General features: G+C 64.8%; 17 protein-coding genes and 1 pseudogene. 11 read left to right on the forward strand and 7 right to left on the reverse strand.

Features of this window, described 5'->3' with window-relative positions; translation table 11 throughout:
- Both Q0925_RS00145 and Q0925_RS00150 read right to left on the reverse strand, forming a co-directional pair.
- Positions 1-857, reverse strand: an 857-nt coding sequence (locus Q0925_RS00145) for an SPFH domain-containing protein (protein ID WP_299330526.1), incomplete at its 3' end; no start/stop codon positions are given.
- 51 nt (positions 858-908) lie between these two features.
- Positions 909-1,481, reverse strand: coding sequence for a tRNA (cytidine(56)-2'-O)-methyltransferase (locus Q0925_RS00150; RefSeq protein WP_299330528.1), 573 nt, complete (start codon positions 1,479-1,481; stop codon positions 909-911).
- A 106-nt stretch (positions 1,482-1,587) separates the two neighbouring features.
- On the opposite strand from Q0925_RS00150, the gene Q0925_RS00155 reads away from it, so the two are divergent.
- From Q0925_RS00155 to Q0925_RS00165, 3 genes are read left to right on the forward strand one after another with little or no spacing between them, the layout of a single operon-like run.
- Entirely contained in the window at positions 1,588-2,517 is a 930-nt protein-coding gene (locus tag Q0925_RS00155) for an NAD-dependent epimerase/dehydratase family protein (RefSeq protein WP_349254375.1), read from the forward strand.
- Positions 2,518-2,552: 35 nt separating this feature from the next.
- A complete protein-coding gene (locus tag Q0925_RS00160; RefSeq protein ID WP_414652075.1) occupies positions 2,553-3,323 on the forward strand; it encodes a DUF2797 domain-containing protein in 771 nt (256 codons plus the stop codon).
- 39 nt (positions 3,324-3,362) lie between these two features.
- A complete protein-coding gene (locus Q0925_RS00165; RefSeq protein WP_299330530.1) occupies positions 3,363-3,797 on the forward strand; it encodes a hypothetical protein in 435 nt (144 codons plus the stop codon).
- 12 nt (positions 3,798-3,809) lie between these two features.
- On the opposite strand, the gene Q0925_RS00170 is transcribed toward Q0925_RS00165, so the two are convergent.
- On the reverse strand, positions 3,810-4,913 hold the full coding sequence (locus tag Q0925_RS00170; RefSeq protein ID WP_299330533.1) for a glycosyltransferase family 4 protein: 1,104 nt from the start codon (positions 4,911-4,913) through the stop codon (positions 3,810-3,812).
- Positions 4,914-4,966: 53 nt separating this feature from the next.
- Positions 4,967-6,022 (reverse strand): glycosyltransferase family 4 protein, encoded by a 1,056-nt coding sequence (locus Q0925_RS00175; protein WP_299330536.1) that lies wholly within the window; start codon positions 6,020-6,022, stop codon positions 4,967-4,969.
- A gap of 78 nt (positions 6,023-6,100) precedes the next feature.
- Between Q0925_RS00175 and Q0925_RS00180 the strand changes: the two genes are divergently transcribed.
- The 3 genes from Q0925_RS00180 to Q0925_RS00190 all read left to right on the forward strand — a co-directional run bounded on the left by Q0925_RS00180 (position 6,101) and on the right by Q0925_RS00190 (position 7,579).
- Positions 6,101-6,376 (forward strand): ribonuclease P protein component 4, encoded by a 276-nt coding sequence (locus tag Q0925_RS00180; protein WP_299330537.1) that lies wholly within the window; start codon positions 6,101-6,103, stop codon positions 6,374-6,376.
- A 61-nt stretch (positions 6,377-6,437) separates the two neighbouring features.
- Positions 6,438-6,686 (forward strand): YhbY family RNA-binding protein, encoded by a 249-nt coding sequence (locus Q0925_RS00185; protein ID WP_299330539.1) that lies wholly within the window; start codon positions 6,438-6,440, stop codon positions 6,684-6,686.
- Complete coding sequence (locus Q0925_RS00190; RefSeq protein WP_299330541.1) at positions 6,683-7,579, forward strand: mechanosensitive ion channel family protein; 897 nt, start codon at positions 6,683-6,685, stop codon at positions 7,577-7,579. Before Q0925_RS00185 ends, Q0925_RS00190 begins: the two co-directional genes overlap by 4 nt.
- Here Q0925_RS00190 and Q0925_RS00195 read toward each other — a convergent pair.
- Together Q0925_RS00195 and Q0925_RS00200 are read right to left on the reverse strand one after the other, a co-directional pair.
- Positions 7,576-8,379 carry an HD domain-containing protein gene (locus tag Q0925_RS00195; RefSeq protein ID WP_299330543.1) on the reverse strand — a complete coding sequence of 268 codons (804 nt, stop codon included), beginning with the start codon at positions 8,377-8,379 and terminating at the stop codon, positions 7,576-7,578. The genes Q0925_RS00190 and Q0925_RS00195 overlap by 4 nt on opposite strands.
- Before the next feature lie 72 nt (positions 8,380-8,451).
- A complete protein-coding gene (locus Q0925_RS00200; RefSeq protein WP_299330546.1) occupies positions 8,452-8,937 on the reverse strand; it encodes a redoxin domain-containing protein in 486 nt (161 codons plus the stop codon).
- Positions 8,938-9,051: 114 nt separating this feature from the next.
- On the opposite strand from Q0925_RS00200, the gene tatA reads away from it, so the two are divergent.
- The 3 genes from tatA (at position 9,052) to crcB (ending at position 10,301) form a co-directional block, all read left to right on the forward strand.
- Positions 9,052-9,339: a twin-arginine translocase TatA/TatE family subunit gene (gene tatA / locus Q0925_RS00205; protein WP_299330549.1), complete on the forward strand. Its 288-nt coding sequence runs from the start codon at positions 9,052-9,054 to the stop codon at positions 9,337-9,339.
- Positions 9,340-9,555: 216 nt separating this feature from the next.
- Complete coding sequence (locus tag Q0925_RS00210) at positions 9,556-9,945, forward strand: fluoride efflux transporter FluC (protein WP_299330552.1); 390 nt, start codon at positions 9,556-9,558, stop codon at positions 9,943-9,945.
- Entirely contained in the window at positions 9,942-10,301 is a 360-nt protein-coding gene (crcB, locus tag Q0925_RS00215) for a fluoride efflux transporter CrcB (protein ID WP_299330553.1), read from the forward strand. The genes Q0925_RS00210 and crcB overlap by 4 nt, the downstream gene beginning before the upstream one ends.
- Positions 10,302-10,428: 127 nt before the next feature.
- Here the strand turns inward: crcB and Q0925_RS00220 are convergent, their stop codons facing one another.
- A complete protein-coding gene (locus tag Q0925_RS00220) occupies positions 10,429-10,974 on the reverse strand; it encodes a cupredoxin domain-containing protein (protein WP_299330556.1) in 546 nt (181 codons plus the stop codon).
- Positions 10,975-11,118: 144 nt separating this feature from the next.
- Between Q0925_RS00220 and Q0925_RS00225 the strand changes: the two genes are divergently transcribed.
- Both Q0925_RS00225 and Q0925_RS00230 read left to right on the forward strand, forming a co-directional pair.
- Positions 11,119-14,073: an ATPase, T2SS/T4P/T4SS family gene (locus tag Q0925_RS00225; RefSeq protein ID WP_299330558.1), complete on the forward strand. Its 2,955-nt coding sequence runs from the start codon at positions 11,119-11,121 to the stop codon at positions 14,071-14,073.
- Between the two features lies 1 nt (position 14,074).
- Positions 14,075-14,556: pseudogene (locus Q0925_RS00230) on the forward strand (flagella assembly protein j); the annotation flags it as partial.

A 14,556-nucleotide genomic window follows, 5' to 3' on the forward strand; every position in this document is an offset into this window, starting at 1 on the left:
CCCACCAGCGACGTGAGTTCCTGGGGGAGCACGAACGTCGTCGACTCGCCCTGTCCGATGCGCTCGAGCGTCTCCATTCCCTTGTCGATAACCGCCCGTTCACCCATCGACTCGGCCGACTTTGCACGCAACACCGTCGAGATGGCGTCACCCTGCGCTTCGAGGATCTGGCTTTGTTTTTCACCTTGTGCACGGATGATGTTCGACTGTTTTTCACCTTGGGCGCTTTCGACGGCGCTCCGGCGTTCACCCTGTGCTTCGAGGATCATCGCCCGACGCCGGCGCTCGGCGGATGTCTGTTGCTCCATCGCCTGTTGGACATCCTTCGAGGGGTTGACCTCGCGGACCTCGACCGACTCGACGCGGACACCCCACTCGTCGGTCGGTTCGTCGAGCTCCTCACGGATGCGGGCGTTGATCTCGTTGCGCTTGTTCAGCGTGTCGTCGAGTTCCATGTCGCCAAGCACCGCACGCAGTGTCGTCTGGGCGAGGTTCGACACCGCCATCTTGTAGTCGTCGACCTCGAGAAACGCCTTCTTTGCGTCCATCACCTTGATGTAAACGACGGCGTCGGCGGTCACCGGGGAGTTGTCCCGCGTGATCGCCTCCTGCCGCGGCACGTCAAGGGTCTGGGTCCGCATGTCGAACGAGTACGTCCGTGAGACGAACGGTGGGATGAACGTGATCCCCGGTTCGAGCAGCCGGCGGTACTCGCCAAACACCGTCAACGCCTTTTTCTCGTAGGCGTCGACGATTTCGACCATCTGGTAGACGGTCACGATTGCGAGTGTCAACACGAGTAGACCGAGAAACAGCGACCCGAACGGGAGACCGAGTTGGAGTGCGGCGGGGTCCATACGCGAGTATTAGACTGTTGGCGGCATAAGGGTTCTTACGCAACGAATCCACTACCCGTCGTCGACCTCTTCGACCCACTTTCCGGCCGCCTGCGGAATCACCCGCAGCTCCGGGTCTACCCATTCTTTATCCAGTTCCCGTCCCTCAAACAGGCGGTCTAAAAACACCGCGAGCGCCGCCACCTCGGAGTGGGGCTGGTTCGTTACACCCACGTTCCAGTCGGCGTGATCGTACACCTCGAAGTCGACCTTCCCCGCACCGACGACGAGCAACAGGGGGTCGCCGTCACCGTCGCCGTCGTCGCCGTTGTCGCCGGCGAACCGCTCTCTGATATCGTCCGTCACCGACTCGACCGGTTCACCGTACATCGTGAGGTGGACGACCGTCCCGTCCCAGTCGCGCAGGGTCGGCCGCCACGAGTCGGTCACCGTCACGTCGAACGGGCCGCCGAAGCGGTCGGTGATGTCCGCCGCCGTCTCGCGGGCCTGCGTCGCCTCGCCGACGAGAATCGCCCGGTCGGCACCGAGCGCCCGCGCCGTCAGGGCGACGTGTGTCGTCATCCGGTCGTCGCGGCCGGGGCGGTGCCCCAGACGCAACACGACGACCTCCGTTGACTCGTGCATACGCCGAGAAAGAACACCGAGGGGGTAACGGGTTTCGGAACGCGTCGGGTGTCACGGGGTCGCCCGGATCACAACACATTTGAGCCGGGTCGGGCGTGTCATTAGCATGCACCTCACCGACCGGCGGGTGGTCGTCACCGGAGGAGCGGGACTCATCGGGTCGCACCTCGCGGCACGGCTTGTCGACGACAACGACGTGATCGTCGCCGACGACTGCTCGAAAGGCGACCCGGACCGCGTCCCCGACGGCGCGACCCTCGTTGAGGCCGACGTGACCGACGACGACGACGTCGCCCGTGTGGTCACCGAGGACACGGAGGTGGTCTTTCATCTCGCCGCCCACACCGACACGAACCATGCCGACCCCCGTCGGCTGTTCGAGGAGAACACCGAGATGACGTACAACCTGCTCGAACGCGCCGCCGAGGTGGATGTTTCGGGGTTCGTCTTCACCTCCTCCTCGACCGTCTACGGCGAGGCTCCAAGACCCACACCGGAGGATTACGCCCCCCTCGAACCGATCAGCGAGTACGGCGCGAGCAAACTCGCGGACGAGGGGCTGGTGTCGACGTACGCCCACTCCCACGGCATCCGGTCGTGGGTCTTCCGTTTCGCCAACATCGTCGGGCCACACCAGCGCGGGAACGTGGTCCCCGACTTTATCGAGAAACTCCTCGACGACCCCGAGACGCTCACCATTCTCGGCGACGGTAGACAGGAGAAGTCCTACCTCCACGTTGAGGACTGTGTCGACGCCATCTGTCACGTCGTCGACGGCGCGGACGCGCCGCTCAACACGTACAACCTCGGCTCCCGGACGACGACGTCGGTCACCCGCATCGCCGACATCGTGAGCGAGGAGATGAGTCTCGATCCGACCTACGCGTACACCGGCGGCGACCGCGGATGGACCGGCGACGTGCCGAGGATGCGCCTCTCGATCGAGAAACTCGCCGGCCTCGGGTGGGAGCCGCCCGAATCGAGCGACGACGCCGTCCGCCGGGCGGCCCGGCAGTTGATCGACGAACTCGCATAGACACGTCTTTACTCGCCGCCCGCGAAGGTGCCAGCGTGCAGATCGTCGGGTACGACGCGAGCGATTGCGGTCTCCTCCTGAGCGACGCATCGACCGATGAGTCCGACGACGCCGCCGACCTCGAGTACGTTTCGCTCGACACCGGAACCGACCTCGACTACCGACTCGGTGACCGCCGCTGTGCGGGCGTCGTGACCGGCGACGGTCACCGCCCCTGCGACGACGAGAACGCCCCATACTGCCCGGCACACGACTCGACGTGGGTCTGTGCCAAGTGTAGGGGTACCTGTCTCAAAGACGAGATGGACTGTTTCGACGACCACGCTGTCTACCTCGCGGCGTTCGCGACCGATACGTTCAAAGTGGGCGTCACGAAGGCGTGGCGATTGGAGACCCGCCTCCGCGAACAGGGGGCCGACCGCGGCGCGCACGTCCGAACCGTCGAGAACGGCCGGATCGCCCGCGACATCGAAGCCGGAGTGGCCGAGCGGATCCCGGACCGGATCGGGGTGGCTAAGAAACGCGCCGGTCTCGGCCGATCCGTCGACGAGGCAGCGTGGGAGACCCTTCTCGACGACTTCGACCCGATCGAGCGGTTCGATTTCGACTACGGTCTCGACCTCTCGGAGCGGCCGGTCGCCGAGACGCTGGCGACGGGGCGGGTCCGGGGGACGAAGGGCCGACTGCTCGTTCTCGATGCCGGTGCCGGCACCTACGCCGTCGACCTGCGCGATTTGGTTGGCTACGAGGTCCGAACGGGTGGTACCCGCCGTCGCCTCCAGTCGCGTCTCGGCGCGTTCGGGTAGACGACAACCCTTTTCGGCGTGGCTTCCGAATCGAACGCCATGGCAGACGATGACACCGGCGACGAGCCAGAACCGGACGCGAGCGAGCCTGACACGGGCGAAACCGACGGAGATGGCGACAGCGAAGAGAAATCGTTCCGCGAGCGTGTCGAGGAGATCCGCGAGCGCCGCGCCGAGGAACGCGAGGAGGGTGACCGGCCCGACCCCGAGGAGATGATGGGCGGCGGCGAGGGTGGCAATCCCTTTGCACAGATGATGAGCGGCATGATGGGCGGCGGCGGGGGTCCGCCGGGCATGGGTGGTGGCGGTCCGCCGGGCATGGGTGGTGGCGGTCCGCCGGGCATGGGTGGCGGCGGCGAGGAGGAGTCGGTCGGCAACGAGGAACTCGTTCGCGAGGTCCGACAGCTTCGCGACGAGGTCCGCGACGCGACCCGACAGCTGCAACGCATCGCACAGGCAATCGAAGACGACTGACGAGCGGCTGCGTTACTGTGAGACGCGGTCGTACACCTCGGCGATGCGGTCGACCGCCCGGCCGACGCCGTGGTCCTCCCGGCGTGCGAGACAGGAGTTCTCTAGTGACGTCCGTGTGTCGAGTGCCCGCCGTATCGACGTCCGGAGCGAGTCGATATCCCCCGTCTCGAAGTGGTAGCCGGTGACGCCGTCCTCGATGGTGTCGGCGAGTGCGCCGTCGTCGGCGCCGACCACCGGCGTCCCGCAGGCGTTCGCCTCCAGTGCGACGAGTCCCTGTGTCTCGATCGGACTCGGAAAGACGAAGAGATCGAGTGTGGTGTAAAACGCCGGGAGTTCGTCGCGGTCGAGAAAGCCGAGAAAGCGGGCGTCGACCCCGCGTTCCTCTGCCCGTGCCTCCAACTCGGCGCGGGCTGGGCCGTCGCCGCCGAACACGACCGTCGCGTCGAGGGTCGCCGCGGCATCGATGAGGTCGGCGAGTCGCTTCTCGTAGCCGTGACGACCGGTGTAACCGAGTAGTGGTCGGTCGCCGAGACCGTAGCGCGCCCGGAACGCGTCGGTGTCGACGGGGCGGAATCGGTCCGTGTCGATCCCGTTCGGGACGACGGTCACGGGCGCCGAGACGCCGACCACCTCTCGCAGGTGGGCCGCGGCCGCCTCGCTGGGTGCGAGTACGGCGTCCGCGTGGTTGAGAAACCAGCGCTCGTAGCGCTCGCTCACGCCCTCGATGGCGCGTTCGACCGCCGCGGCGGGTGCGACGTAGTCGGCGTACTCCGCAGAAGGCGTGTGGTACGACGCGACCAGCGGCCGGTCTCGCGTTCGGGCTAGCCACAACCCCGCGAGGCCGACCCCGAACGGCGTGTGAGCGTGGACGATGTCGACATCCCGGGTTCGCCGTGGGACCCACGGCGTACCCAACCGGAAGCCCGAATAAAACGGAAAGGGGAGGCTCCGGACGGGGTATTCGCCGGCGCGGGGGGCGTAGCCGTCGGTCCGCGGGTAGACCACGTCCATCCGACCGCCACGGTCCGCCCAGCGGTCCCGCCACGATTTGACCGTGTAGGTGACGCCGTTAACGGTCGGCAGGTACGTGTCGGTGAAGGCGGCGACCGAGCGCATTGCTCTCGATTCGACAAGGAGCCGTTAATCGTTTGTGACTTCGCGCGCTCCGATCACGCCGTGTCCCGAACGCTCCGATATGCCGCGACGAGTTTTGTGCCGACCCGATCCAGCGAGTGTTTTGCCGCCGTTTCGCGGGCGTTCGAACCCAGTCGCTCCCGTAGGTCGGGGTCCGTCGCCAGTCGGTCCAGCGCGTCGCGGAACTCGGCGCGGGTCGAACATTTCAGACAGTCGTGGCCGTCGGTGTAGAACTCCTCGAAGACGGGGATATCCCGCAAAACAACCGGCTTACCACAGGTCATCGCCTCCAACACCGCGATGCCTTGGTTCTCCGTTTTGGTTGGGAAACAATAAATATCGCCGGCCGCGAACGCGCCGCGCTTGTCGTCGACCCAGCCGGTGAAGGTGACGTTTTCGGGCGGGTTCGAGGTCCACCGTCGCACCGTCTCCGAAGCCTGTGGCCCCGTATCGTACGGGCCAAACCAGACGAACTCGTAATCGGTCTCCTCGGCGAGCCGACAGAACGTCGAGACTCCCTTCCGCTCGAAGACGTTGCCGACGCTGAACACCATGGGCCCGTCGAGGTCGAACCGCCCGCGGTACTCCCCCCGGAGAGCCTCGAAGCCCTCAAGCGACTCGGTGTCGACGCCGTTGGTGACCGGCCGAATCGGCGCGTCCACGGGGTAGGATTCGAGGATTCGCTTCGTGTACGCGCTCGGACAAAGAACGAGGTCGGCCTGCGAGTAAAACCACCGGAGGTACCGCCCGAGGGGGCCGGCGAGGCTGGTCGACCCCCGAAAACTCTCGGCGAAATCCTCGCGGGTGACGTGGGCGTGGAGAACGAGTGGCGTGCCGGTCCGTTTGGCGTGGCGGGCGACGGCGACGGTCCCCGGCCCGATCATGTTGCAGTGTGCGATGTCGTATCGGCGGAACGCGCCCCGGCCACGGAGGCCGGCGACGACTGCCCGTGGTGGCGACCCGCCCCGCCATGGCGACGTGACCACGGACACGTCGGTCGTCGCGAGGGCGGCGCGTTGCTGGTCGGCCGCGGTTCCGATGCCGCTCCGGTCCAGTCGCCCCTCGAGTTCGAGATAGTTCAGCACCCGCACGCCCGGCCGATTGTGTGGTGGTTGTCTTGATCCTATCGTTGTCGCAAGGCCTTTGCTACCCCGCGGCGGGGTTCGCCCATGGGCATCGCCGCCGAACGGATCGATCGGCTGGCCGCGCTCGCCCGCGCCGCGGCCGCCGAAGGCAACGACGATCGGTCACGCGAGTACGTCCGTCTGGCCCGTCGGATCGCCGAGCGAAACCGACTCTCGCTCCCCGAGACGTTCCGGCGGTTCACCTGCGAGGCCTGTGATGTCTACCGCCGGCCCGGCCGGAACACCCGCGTCAGACTCGCAGACGGCCACGTCGTCGTCCGGTGTGACTGTGGCGCGACGGCCCGCTACCCCTACGACTGACCGGGAGCCACGACCCACGGTTAATATAAACTTTCAAACCGATTCGGGTTTAGTGAGGGGTATGGATACGCAAGCGCTCAGAAAGCGGGCCCATGACCTCGACGTGACGGTTTGGGTCGGGAAAGCCGGCGTCGACGCCGTCGTCGACGAACTCGACGGGCAGTTGCGGGACCGGGATCTGGTGAAGGTGAAGTTCCTGCGGGCGGCCCGTGGCGGGACCGACGTGGAGACACTGGCGGCCGATCTCGCAGAGCGAACCGACGCGACCCTCGTCGAGACGCGCGGCAACACCGCGGTGCTGTATCGATGAACGCGCCACCGCTCCAAGCCGACGGGGGCGGTGCAATCGCCCGGCTCCTCGGGGCGAACGGGATTCCCTACGCCGAATCGATCGGCGCTGCCATCTCCTTTTTAATCGCGCTACTGGTCGTTTACTTTCTCGGCCGTCTTCTCGCCATCCCCGTACTCGACCGGCTGATGGACGCCCGGGGGTTGGAGGTTCACGCCCGCCGCCCGCTCCGGAAACTCGCGTTGGCTATCGTCGGTTTCGCAGGCGTCACGGTAGCCTTCGGCTTTGCGGGCTACGGCAACTTTCTCCAGTCGCTCGCGACGGTGGCCGCGGCGGCAACACTCGCCATCGGCTTGGCGATGCAGAACGTGCTCTCCAACTTCGTGGCCGGCATCTTCATTTTCACCGATAAGCCGTTCAAGATCGGCGACTGGATCGAGTGGGAGGGGAACTCCGGCATCGTCGAGGACATCAGTTTCCGGGTCACCCGGGTCCGGACGTTCGACAACGAACTGCTGACCGTCCCCAACTCACAGCTCACCAACGACGTTATCAAGAACCCGGTCGCCAAGGGCCAACTCCGCCTGCAGGTCCCTTTCGGCATCGGCTACGACGACGACATCGAGCGAGCGAACGAGATCATCATCGAGGAGGCCCACGCTCACCCCGAGATCCTCGAAACCCCCACGCCGTCGGTTCGTCTGACCGAACTCGGCGACTCCTCGGTGGTGCTCAAATCCCGGGTCTGGATCGGCGACCCGAGTCGGGCCGACTTCGTCAAGACCCGTGGCGAGTACGTCACCGCGGTCAAAGAACGGTTCGACGAGGAGGGCATCAACTTCCCGTACCCGAACCGGACGCTCGGTGGCTCGCTCGAACTCGACGGTGTCACCGCCGAGACACCGTCGGATTAGAGTTCGATCCGCTCGACCAGTCCGCTCTCCTCTTTCGTGTTGATGGCGACGATGCGGACGTGGTCCTCGAGTAGAGACTCGTCGAGTTTGGCCTTCAGCAAGCCGTCGACCTGGTAAACACCGGCGGCGTTGCCCATCTCGATCTCGACGAGCACCGCTCTGTCCTCGCCTTCCCGTAACGTGACGTTGCGGATGGCCTGGCTTGAGAGGGTGTTGATCCCCCGGCCACCCTTCTCGTATGGGATACGCGACCGGCCACGTTCCATATCTAGCGCGTCGGCGACACGGATAACACCCGCCTCACGGGTCAGGGGGTCCTCGTCGGTGTGGTGACACAGGATGGCGTGGAGTATCTCGGCTTTTATTTCCACGACCCCTGCCGTGTCGTAGCACTCCGTGAGCAGGCGGTCGAGCATGTCGGCCGCGAGCGGAATCGAGTAGTACGCGTGGTTGTCGCGGTGAACGACGTGGCCCACGTCGTGAAGCGTCGCCGCCAGCGCGACGATCACCGCCTCGTCGGCCTCGTCGAGACCGTGATCCCCCGCGCCGTTGAACGAGACGTCGGCCCGCTTCAGCAGTTCGTACAGCCGAAGCGCCCGGTTCCGGACGATTTCGATGTGTTTTGGCCCGTGATCGTTGTACCCTTTCCGCGTGACCGCATTGACGTTCTGTGCGGAAAGAAACGCCCGTACCTCGGGGTCGTCGACAACGGTCGGGAGGATGCGGTTCAGTTTCCCGTCGGGGAAGGCGTGGGCGGCGTCAGGATCGTACTTGCGCCCGCCGCTGTCGTCCGAGGCCATACCATTTCGTTGATCCCCGACGCGAAAAAGCCCGCCGGCCTGCCGGCCTGCCGGCTCGCCGGCCTTCCGTGGTCAGGTCGTCGTCCCGGCCGTCTCGGCGGCCGCCTCCCGCACCGCGTCGTAGTCGGGTTCTCCTTTCGGGGTCTCAGCCAGCCACCGGTAGGTCACCGTCCCGTCGCCGTCGACGACGAACACCGCCCGTCTGGCGACACGAATCTCCGTCGGCTGGAACGACGACGCAACGCCGTATGCGTCGATCAGTTCCCGGCGCTCGTCGCTGAGCAGGCCGAAAGGCAGGTCGTTCTGCCGCCGGAACTCGTTGAGCGTGTACGGGAGATCCACGCTGATGCCGTACACCGTTGCGCCGATAGCTTCGAACTCCCCGATGCGGTCGCGAAAGGAGCGCATCTCGCTCGTGCAGGTGTCGGTGAAGGCCGCGGGGAAGAAGGCGAGAACGATCGGTGTCTCGTTGAGGTGTTCGGAGAGGGTGAACGTCTCAACGTCGCCGTTCGCGAGCGGGACGGTGAAGTCGGGAGCCGCGTCACCGGTGTCGATCATACGCGATGCTTGGACGACCGCGATATGACGCTTGCGGGTCGCCAAGCGGCCCCGTCTCACCCGCCAGCCGGTCCAAAAAGCCTATAATCGCGAATAGACTAGTTACTCGTAGTGATGTACGATTCAATCGTTCCACTGTTCCCCGGACTGCCCGGCGGGCCGGAGTTGCTCATCGTCCTCTTCGTCCTCGTCTTACTGTTCGGGGCGAACAAGATTCCCAAACTGGCCCGCTCGACCGGGCAGGCCATGGGTGAGTTCAGGCGTGGTCGTGAAGAAATCGAGGAGGAGTTGCAAGAAGGGTCCGAGTCGGGGGACGGTTCCGCGTCCACGACAAACGAGGCAGGAACCACTACCACGACGGCCGACGACGAAGCCGAGACGGAACCCAACACGAGCAACTGACGGGACCGCTCCGGGGCCCTACCTCGCGGATCCAACAGGGACCGGCACCCCACATTTTCCGCGGTACCTACGACGGTAGGCGCTTCCTTGTGGCCGCCTTCGATGTTTCCTGACCGACGGCGTCACGATGGACCACCCCACCCGTCCCCCGTCGACACCGCTGTACCCGCAGGCACCGGTGTTAATACCCTCCCGGTGTGAAACGTCGTCCATCACATGCCGACGGTCGAACGCGTCCGGACGGCCGAAATCGTCTTTCTCGTCGGGGTCGGCGGGTTCGCGGGTGCGAGCCTCCGTCACGTCGTCTCCCTCACCGTTCCCGGCCTCGGCGGCACGTTTGCGGTGAACATCGCCGGCTGTCTCATGCTAGGGGCACTGGCGTACGAGGCCGAACTCGCCGGTTTCGTCGCCGAGGAGACGTACTACGCCGCTGCAACGGGCTTTTGCTCTTCGTTTACTACCTACAGCACGTTCGCGCTCGAACTCGTCCGGTCACCGGCGCTCGTGGGTGCCGGCTACGCCGTCTCAACGTACGCCGTCGGCTTTGCCGCCGTTCTCGTCGGGCGGAGGGCCGTCCGGACGCTCACAGGGAGTGTCGAGTCGTGACCCCGGCCTACCTGATCGGTGCCGGCGCGGCCGTCGGCGCGGTGGCGCGGTACGCCACGAACGGGTACGTCGGCCGTGTCACCCCGGATCGACCGTTCCCGTACGGGACGGTCACGGTCAACGTCGTCGGCTCGTTCGTTCTCGGACTCGTCACCTTTCTGGGTGCGGGGGCTGACGTTCTTGCGCTCGTCGGCACCGGTGCCTGCGGATCGTACACGACGTTCTCCTCGTTTTCCGTCGAGACGGTTCGGCTCTGGGAGAACGGTGACCGCGCCCTCGCCGCATGGAACAGCGTCGTCAATCTGGCCGGCGCACTCACGGGCATCGGGGTGGCAGCCGTCGTGGCGGGGATCTAATATGCGCTACGCCGGAGCGAGACCCTGTATGATCCGCCCGTGACCGGTCACACCGTCCGTTTACCGGTGCTTTCGGGGTGTTCTCGACGACGGTAAACCGGGGCGTATCAGCACCGCGATCCGTCCGCTACTGCGGTTCGCAGGGCAGCATCTCTTGATCGTAGTCTTGATCGCCGACGACGACCGTAGCACAGCCTCCGATGTGGCCGAAGTCGAAATCGCACTTGTACTCGTAGACACCCGGCTCGGCGAAGTAGTGACTGACCGGATCGACGGTGACATTCTCGTCCATCTCCCACTCCGAGGCGACGTCCGGGTTCCACGCCTGCCGGCCCTCCTCGGACCCCGACGGCACCATCGACGTGACGGTGTGCCTGCTCAGGCTTTCGGTGGTCCACTCGACAATCGTGCCCGGTTCGACCTCCGCGACCATCGGCACGAACGTCTTGTTCTCGTTGGTGATCGTGAACACCGGAGCGTCCTCGGGCGGTCCGGAAGGCGTCGCTGTCGCGGTTGCGGTCGGTTCGGGTGTATTGGTCGTTGTCTCCGTCGAGTCCCCACCGCCACCGCCACCGCCACCGCCACCGCCACCGCCGGCCCCCCCGGCACAGCCCGCGAGTGATCCGGCGAGTCCGGCGGCGGCGGCGACGATTTTCCTACGACTGAATGTCATGGATTATCGTAGCGGTTATTATGTAAGGCCCCTTCAAAAATCATTCGAGGTTAGTCGGCGACCGCACGCTCCGCCGCCACTCCAATTATCATCGATCTAGATCGGCCAACAGAATTTATAGATCCGAACTTCCTGGTCCGTGCAATGGCTATCGATGACGCCGAGGGCTCCGGCACCGAGGAGTTCGACAGTTCGACCCCACTAACTCGGGGTCTGGACCCGTTCGACCCCTCGGAGTTGTCGGCGTTGCTCGCCGCGGGCGAGGCGGCTGCCACGCGCCTCAACGAGGCGGTCGCCACGGCACAGACCGGCGACACGCCGGTAATAAAGGGTCTGTGGACGTGGGAGGACTACAAGCGTGAGTACTACTACGACGCCGACGGAACCCCGCCGACGGACAACAACGGGGATGTCGTGCCGTTCGACCCGAGCGACGACCTCGGTTTCGACCCTGACCGCACGGACGCCGTGTTCTCGGGGGCGGGTGACCTCGCGGCCCGACTCGACGACGTTGTCGACGAGCGGACGGTTGAAGTCGATGAGAGCCTTGATGAGGACGCCTTCTTCCGGACGACGCTTGGCACCACGACCATCGCGAATCGGTACGATCTGGAAAAGACGGTCCCGCTGGAAAAGAAGACTCACTTCTACGAGGTCGACCGGTACTGGGTCAACAAACCGTACGCCTTTGTCGTCATCTTCCAGTCGCGCAAGGAAAACGAGAAAAAATACTACGTCGTCCAGCCCCACACCACGTCGATCGAGAACGACCTCCGCGAGTTCCTGACGGCGAAACTGCAAAACGCAATCAAATACACCGAGATCGGCGTCGCCGGGGGGCTCAGCGAACGTGAAACCGTGATCAGAGACGAGACGTACGATCTGCTCGACCGCTACGACCTCTACTCACGGACCTCGGGAACCGGCCTTCTCGACTCTATCGCCTCCCAACTCGGTGTTGACGACGCCGGCGGGACCGTCGGCCACCTTCTCTCGCGGCTCGGCTGGCGCCCGGAGACGGAACCCAGCGAGGAGGTCGACGGCATCGACGCACGGCCCGAACCTGCCGTGCTCGCGGAGGACGCGAGCGTCCTCTCGGAGTACCAGGTCGAGAAACTACTGTATTATCTCAAACGGGACTTTATCGGCTACGAGCGGATCGACGCGATCAAACACGACATCAACGTCGAGGACATCTCGTGTGACGGCTACCACTCACCCGTCTTCGTCTACCACAGCGACTACGAACAGATCATCACCAACGTCTACCACGGCGACGACGAACTCGACGATTTCGTGGTCAAACTCGCCCAGCGGTCGGGCAAAGGCATCAGCAAGCGCCGCCCACAGGTCGACGCCACCCTCCCCGACGGCTCCCGTGCCCAACTCACCCTCGGCAAGGAGGTGTCCGACCACGGAACCAACTATACCATCCGCCAGTTCAAGGACGTCCCCTTTACCCCCGTCGACCTCATCAACTGGAAAACGTTCTCGCTGGAGGAGATGGCGTACCTCTGGCTCGCCATCGAGAACAACAAGTCGCTCATCTTCGCCGGCGGGACGGCCTCCGGAAAGACCACCTCGTTGAACGCCGTCTCCCTGTTCATCCCCTCGAACTCCAAAATCGTCTCCATCGAGGACACCCGCGAGGTCGAACTTCCCCAGCGAAACTGGGTGGCGTCGGTCACGCGACCCTCCTTCTCCGACGACGAGCAAGGCGAGGTCGACGAGTTCGACCTGCTGGAAGCCGCGCTCCGCCAGCGCCCCGAGTACATCGTCATGGGCGAGATCCGTGGCGAGGAGGGTCGGACCCTCTTTCAGGTCATGTCGACCGGACACACCACCCTGACGACGTTTCACGCCGACTCGGTGGGCGAGGTGCTCAAGCGGTTCACCACCGACCCGATCAACGTCTCGAAAACGATGTTCACCGCGCTGGATCTGGTGTCGATCCAAACCCAGACCAGAGTCGAGGGGCAGAAGGTGCGACGAAACAAGAACCTCACCGAGATCAACTTCTACGACGCCGAAAACGACGAGATCAACGTTCAAGACGTCTACCAGTGGCAGGCCGAGACCGACGAGTTCCTCCGGATGAGCGACTCGAACACCCTCGAAGAGATCCGCTTCGATCGTGGGTGGACACAGTCGACGCTCGACGAGGAGCTGTTCAAGCGACAGGCCGTTCTCGCCTACCTCATCGAGAACGGACTCAACACCTACACGCAGGTGGCCGCCACGGTCCAGGCGTTCATCAACGACGAGGAGACCATCCTCGCGTTGATCGCAAACGACCAACTCGAACGCAGTCTGGAGGACCTCCGTGAGATGGAGTCGGTTCTGATCGACATCGACCCTGAAAAAGAGGCGATGGTTCCCCGGCCGGACCCGAGCGAGGCGGCGCTTGACCTGTGTGCGGACATCCTCGACCGGGCAGAGACGGACCTGTTCGAGGCGTACCGCGGCGAGGACTTCGGCGGCGTCGACTCGGCGTTGCTGGATGTCGATCCCGCGCCCGACGTGACACCCGACCCGACGCCGACGTTCGACGGACCGGTGGACGGGGGCGAGGTCAACGTCGGCGCGGACGCAGACGCCGAGTCGCTCGCTGACCTCGACGCCCTGTCGGCCGATCCGGAGGCCGACGATGCTACCGGCACCGCAACCGATACCGACGCCACCGACCCGCGGGACAACGAGTTCGGCATCACCTTCGACGACGCGGACGAAGCGCCGGCGTTCGAGTCGGACGACCCGAACGACCCGTCCGACACCGACGCCACCGACCCGCGGGACAACGGGTTCGACATCTCGTTTGAAGCCGATACCGATACCGATACCAATACCGACCCGTCGGTGTTTGACGATGACGGTGACGAAAACGACGAGGTGGCCGGGAGTGACGAAAACGACCGAGCGGCCAACGGCGATGAAAATGACGGAGTGGCCGATACTGACGGAACCAACGGAGTAACGGACGGTGACGAGCCGGAACACGGCGAGGAATCGACCGACGACGGAGCGACCGATGACGAGGACCCTGGAACGGACATCGACGACTGGGGCTTCGGCGACGTGACCGAGGAGGGAGAGGACTGAGATGAGCCTCGATACCGGGCGAGGACTGGACCGCAGCGTGGACAGCCTCGGTGATCTGTTCTACCCCCTCTACCAGTTGTTGTTCGACGACGACGGCGACTTCGTCGACGATATCGAGACGAAACTGGTGCAGGCGCGGATGGCGACGACGGTCGAACTCTACCTCTCCCGTGCGCTCGCGGTTGGCGTCCTTTTGGGCCTCACGCTGTGGGTTGCGGGGACACTCCTCGGGTACAGTCTTTTCGCCTTCGGCGTGCTCTCGCCGGACCTGTTTTCGACCGGAGCCCGCATCTCGAACCCGACGGTTGTCGCGGCCATCGAGCAGTTGAAGGTCCCCGCTGCCATCGGCATCGTCGGTCTTGTCGCAGGATCGATCGGTTTTGTCGCCGGCTTCGGGACGCTCGTCGCAATCCCGTACTCGCGGGCCTCAACCCGGGAGCGACAGATCAACATGCTCCTCTCGGACTCCATCTCGTTTATGTA

The sequence above is a fragment of the Haloplanus sp. genome, assembly GCF_028275055.1.
Taxonomy (GTDB): domain Archaea; phylum Halobacteriota; class Halobacteria; order Halobacteriales; family Haloferacaceae; genus Haloplanus.

Excerpts from the sequence above, each read along its gene's own strand:
- Q0925_RS00155 (WP_349254375.1), top strand. The coding sequence starts at position 1,588 with ATGCACCTCACCGACCGGCGGGTGGTCGTCACCGGAGGAGCGGGACTC.
- Q0925_RS00190 (WP_299330541.1), top strand. The coding sequence starts at position 6,683 with ATGAACGCGCCACCGCTCCAAGCCGACGGGGGCGGTGCAATCGCCCGG.
- Q0925_RS00225 (WP_299330558.1), top strand. The coding sequence starts at position 11,119 with ATGGCTATCGATGACGCCGAGGGCTCCGGCACCGAGGAGTTCGACAGT.
- Q0925_RS00185 (WP_299330539.1), top strand. The coding sequence starts at position 6,438 with ATGGATACGCAAGCGCTCAGAAAGCGGGCCCATGACCTCGACGTGACG.
- Q0925_RS00195 (WP_299330543.1), bottom strand. The coding sequence starts at position 8,379 with ATGGCCTCGGACGACAGCGGCGGGCGCAAGTACGATCCTGACGCCGCC.
- Q0925_RS00180 (WP_299330537.1), top strand. The coding sequence starts at position 6,101 with ATGGGCATCGCCGCCGAACGGATCGATCGGCTGGCCGCGCTCGCCCGC.
- Q0925_RS00210 (WP_299330552.1), top strand. The coding sequence starts at position 9,556 with ATGCCGACGGTCGAACGCGTCCGGACGGCCGAAATCGTCTTTCTCGTC.
- tatA (WP_299330549.1), top strand. The coding sequence starts at position 9,052 with ATGTACGATTCAATCGTTCCACTGTTCCCCGGACTGCCCGGCGGGCCG.
- Q0925_RS00220 (WP_299330556.1), bottom strand. The coding sequence starts at position 10,974 with ATGACATTCAGTCGTAGGAAAATCGTCGCCGCCGCCGCCGGACTCGCC.
- Q0925_RS00170 (WP_299330533.1), bottom strand. The coding sequence starts at position 4,913 with ATGCGCTCGGTCGCCGCCTTCACCGACACGTACCTGCCGACCGTTAAC.
- Q0925_RS00200 (WP_299330546.1), bottom strand. The coding sequence starts at position 8,937 with ATGATCGACACCGGTGACGCGGCTCCCGACTTCACCGTCCCGCTCGCG.
- Q0925_RS00165 (WP_299330530.1), top strand. The coding sequence starts at position 3,363 with ATGGCAGACGATGACACCGGCGACGAGCCAGAACCGGACGCGAGCGAG.
- Q0925_RS00150 (WP_299330528.1), bottom strand. The coding sequence starts at position 1,481 with ATGCACGAGTCAACGGAGGTCGTCGTGTTGCGTCTGGGGCACCGCCCC.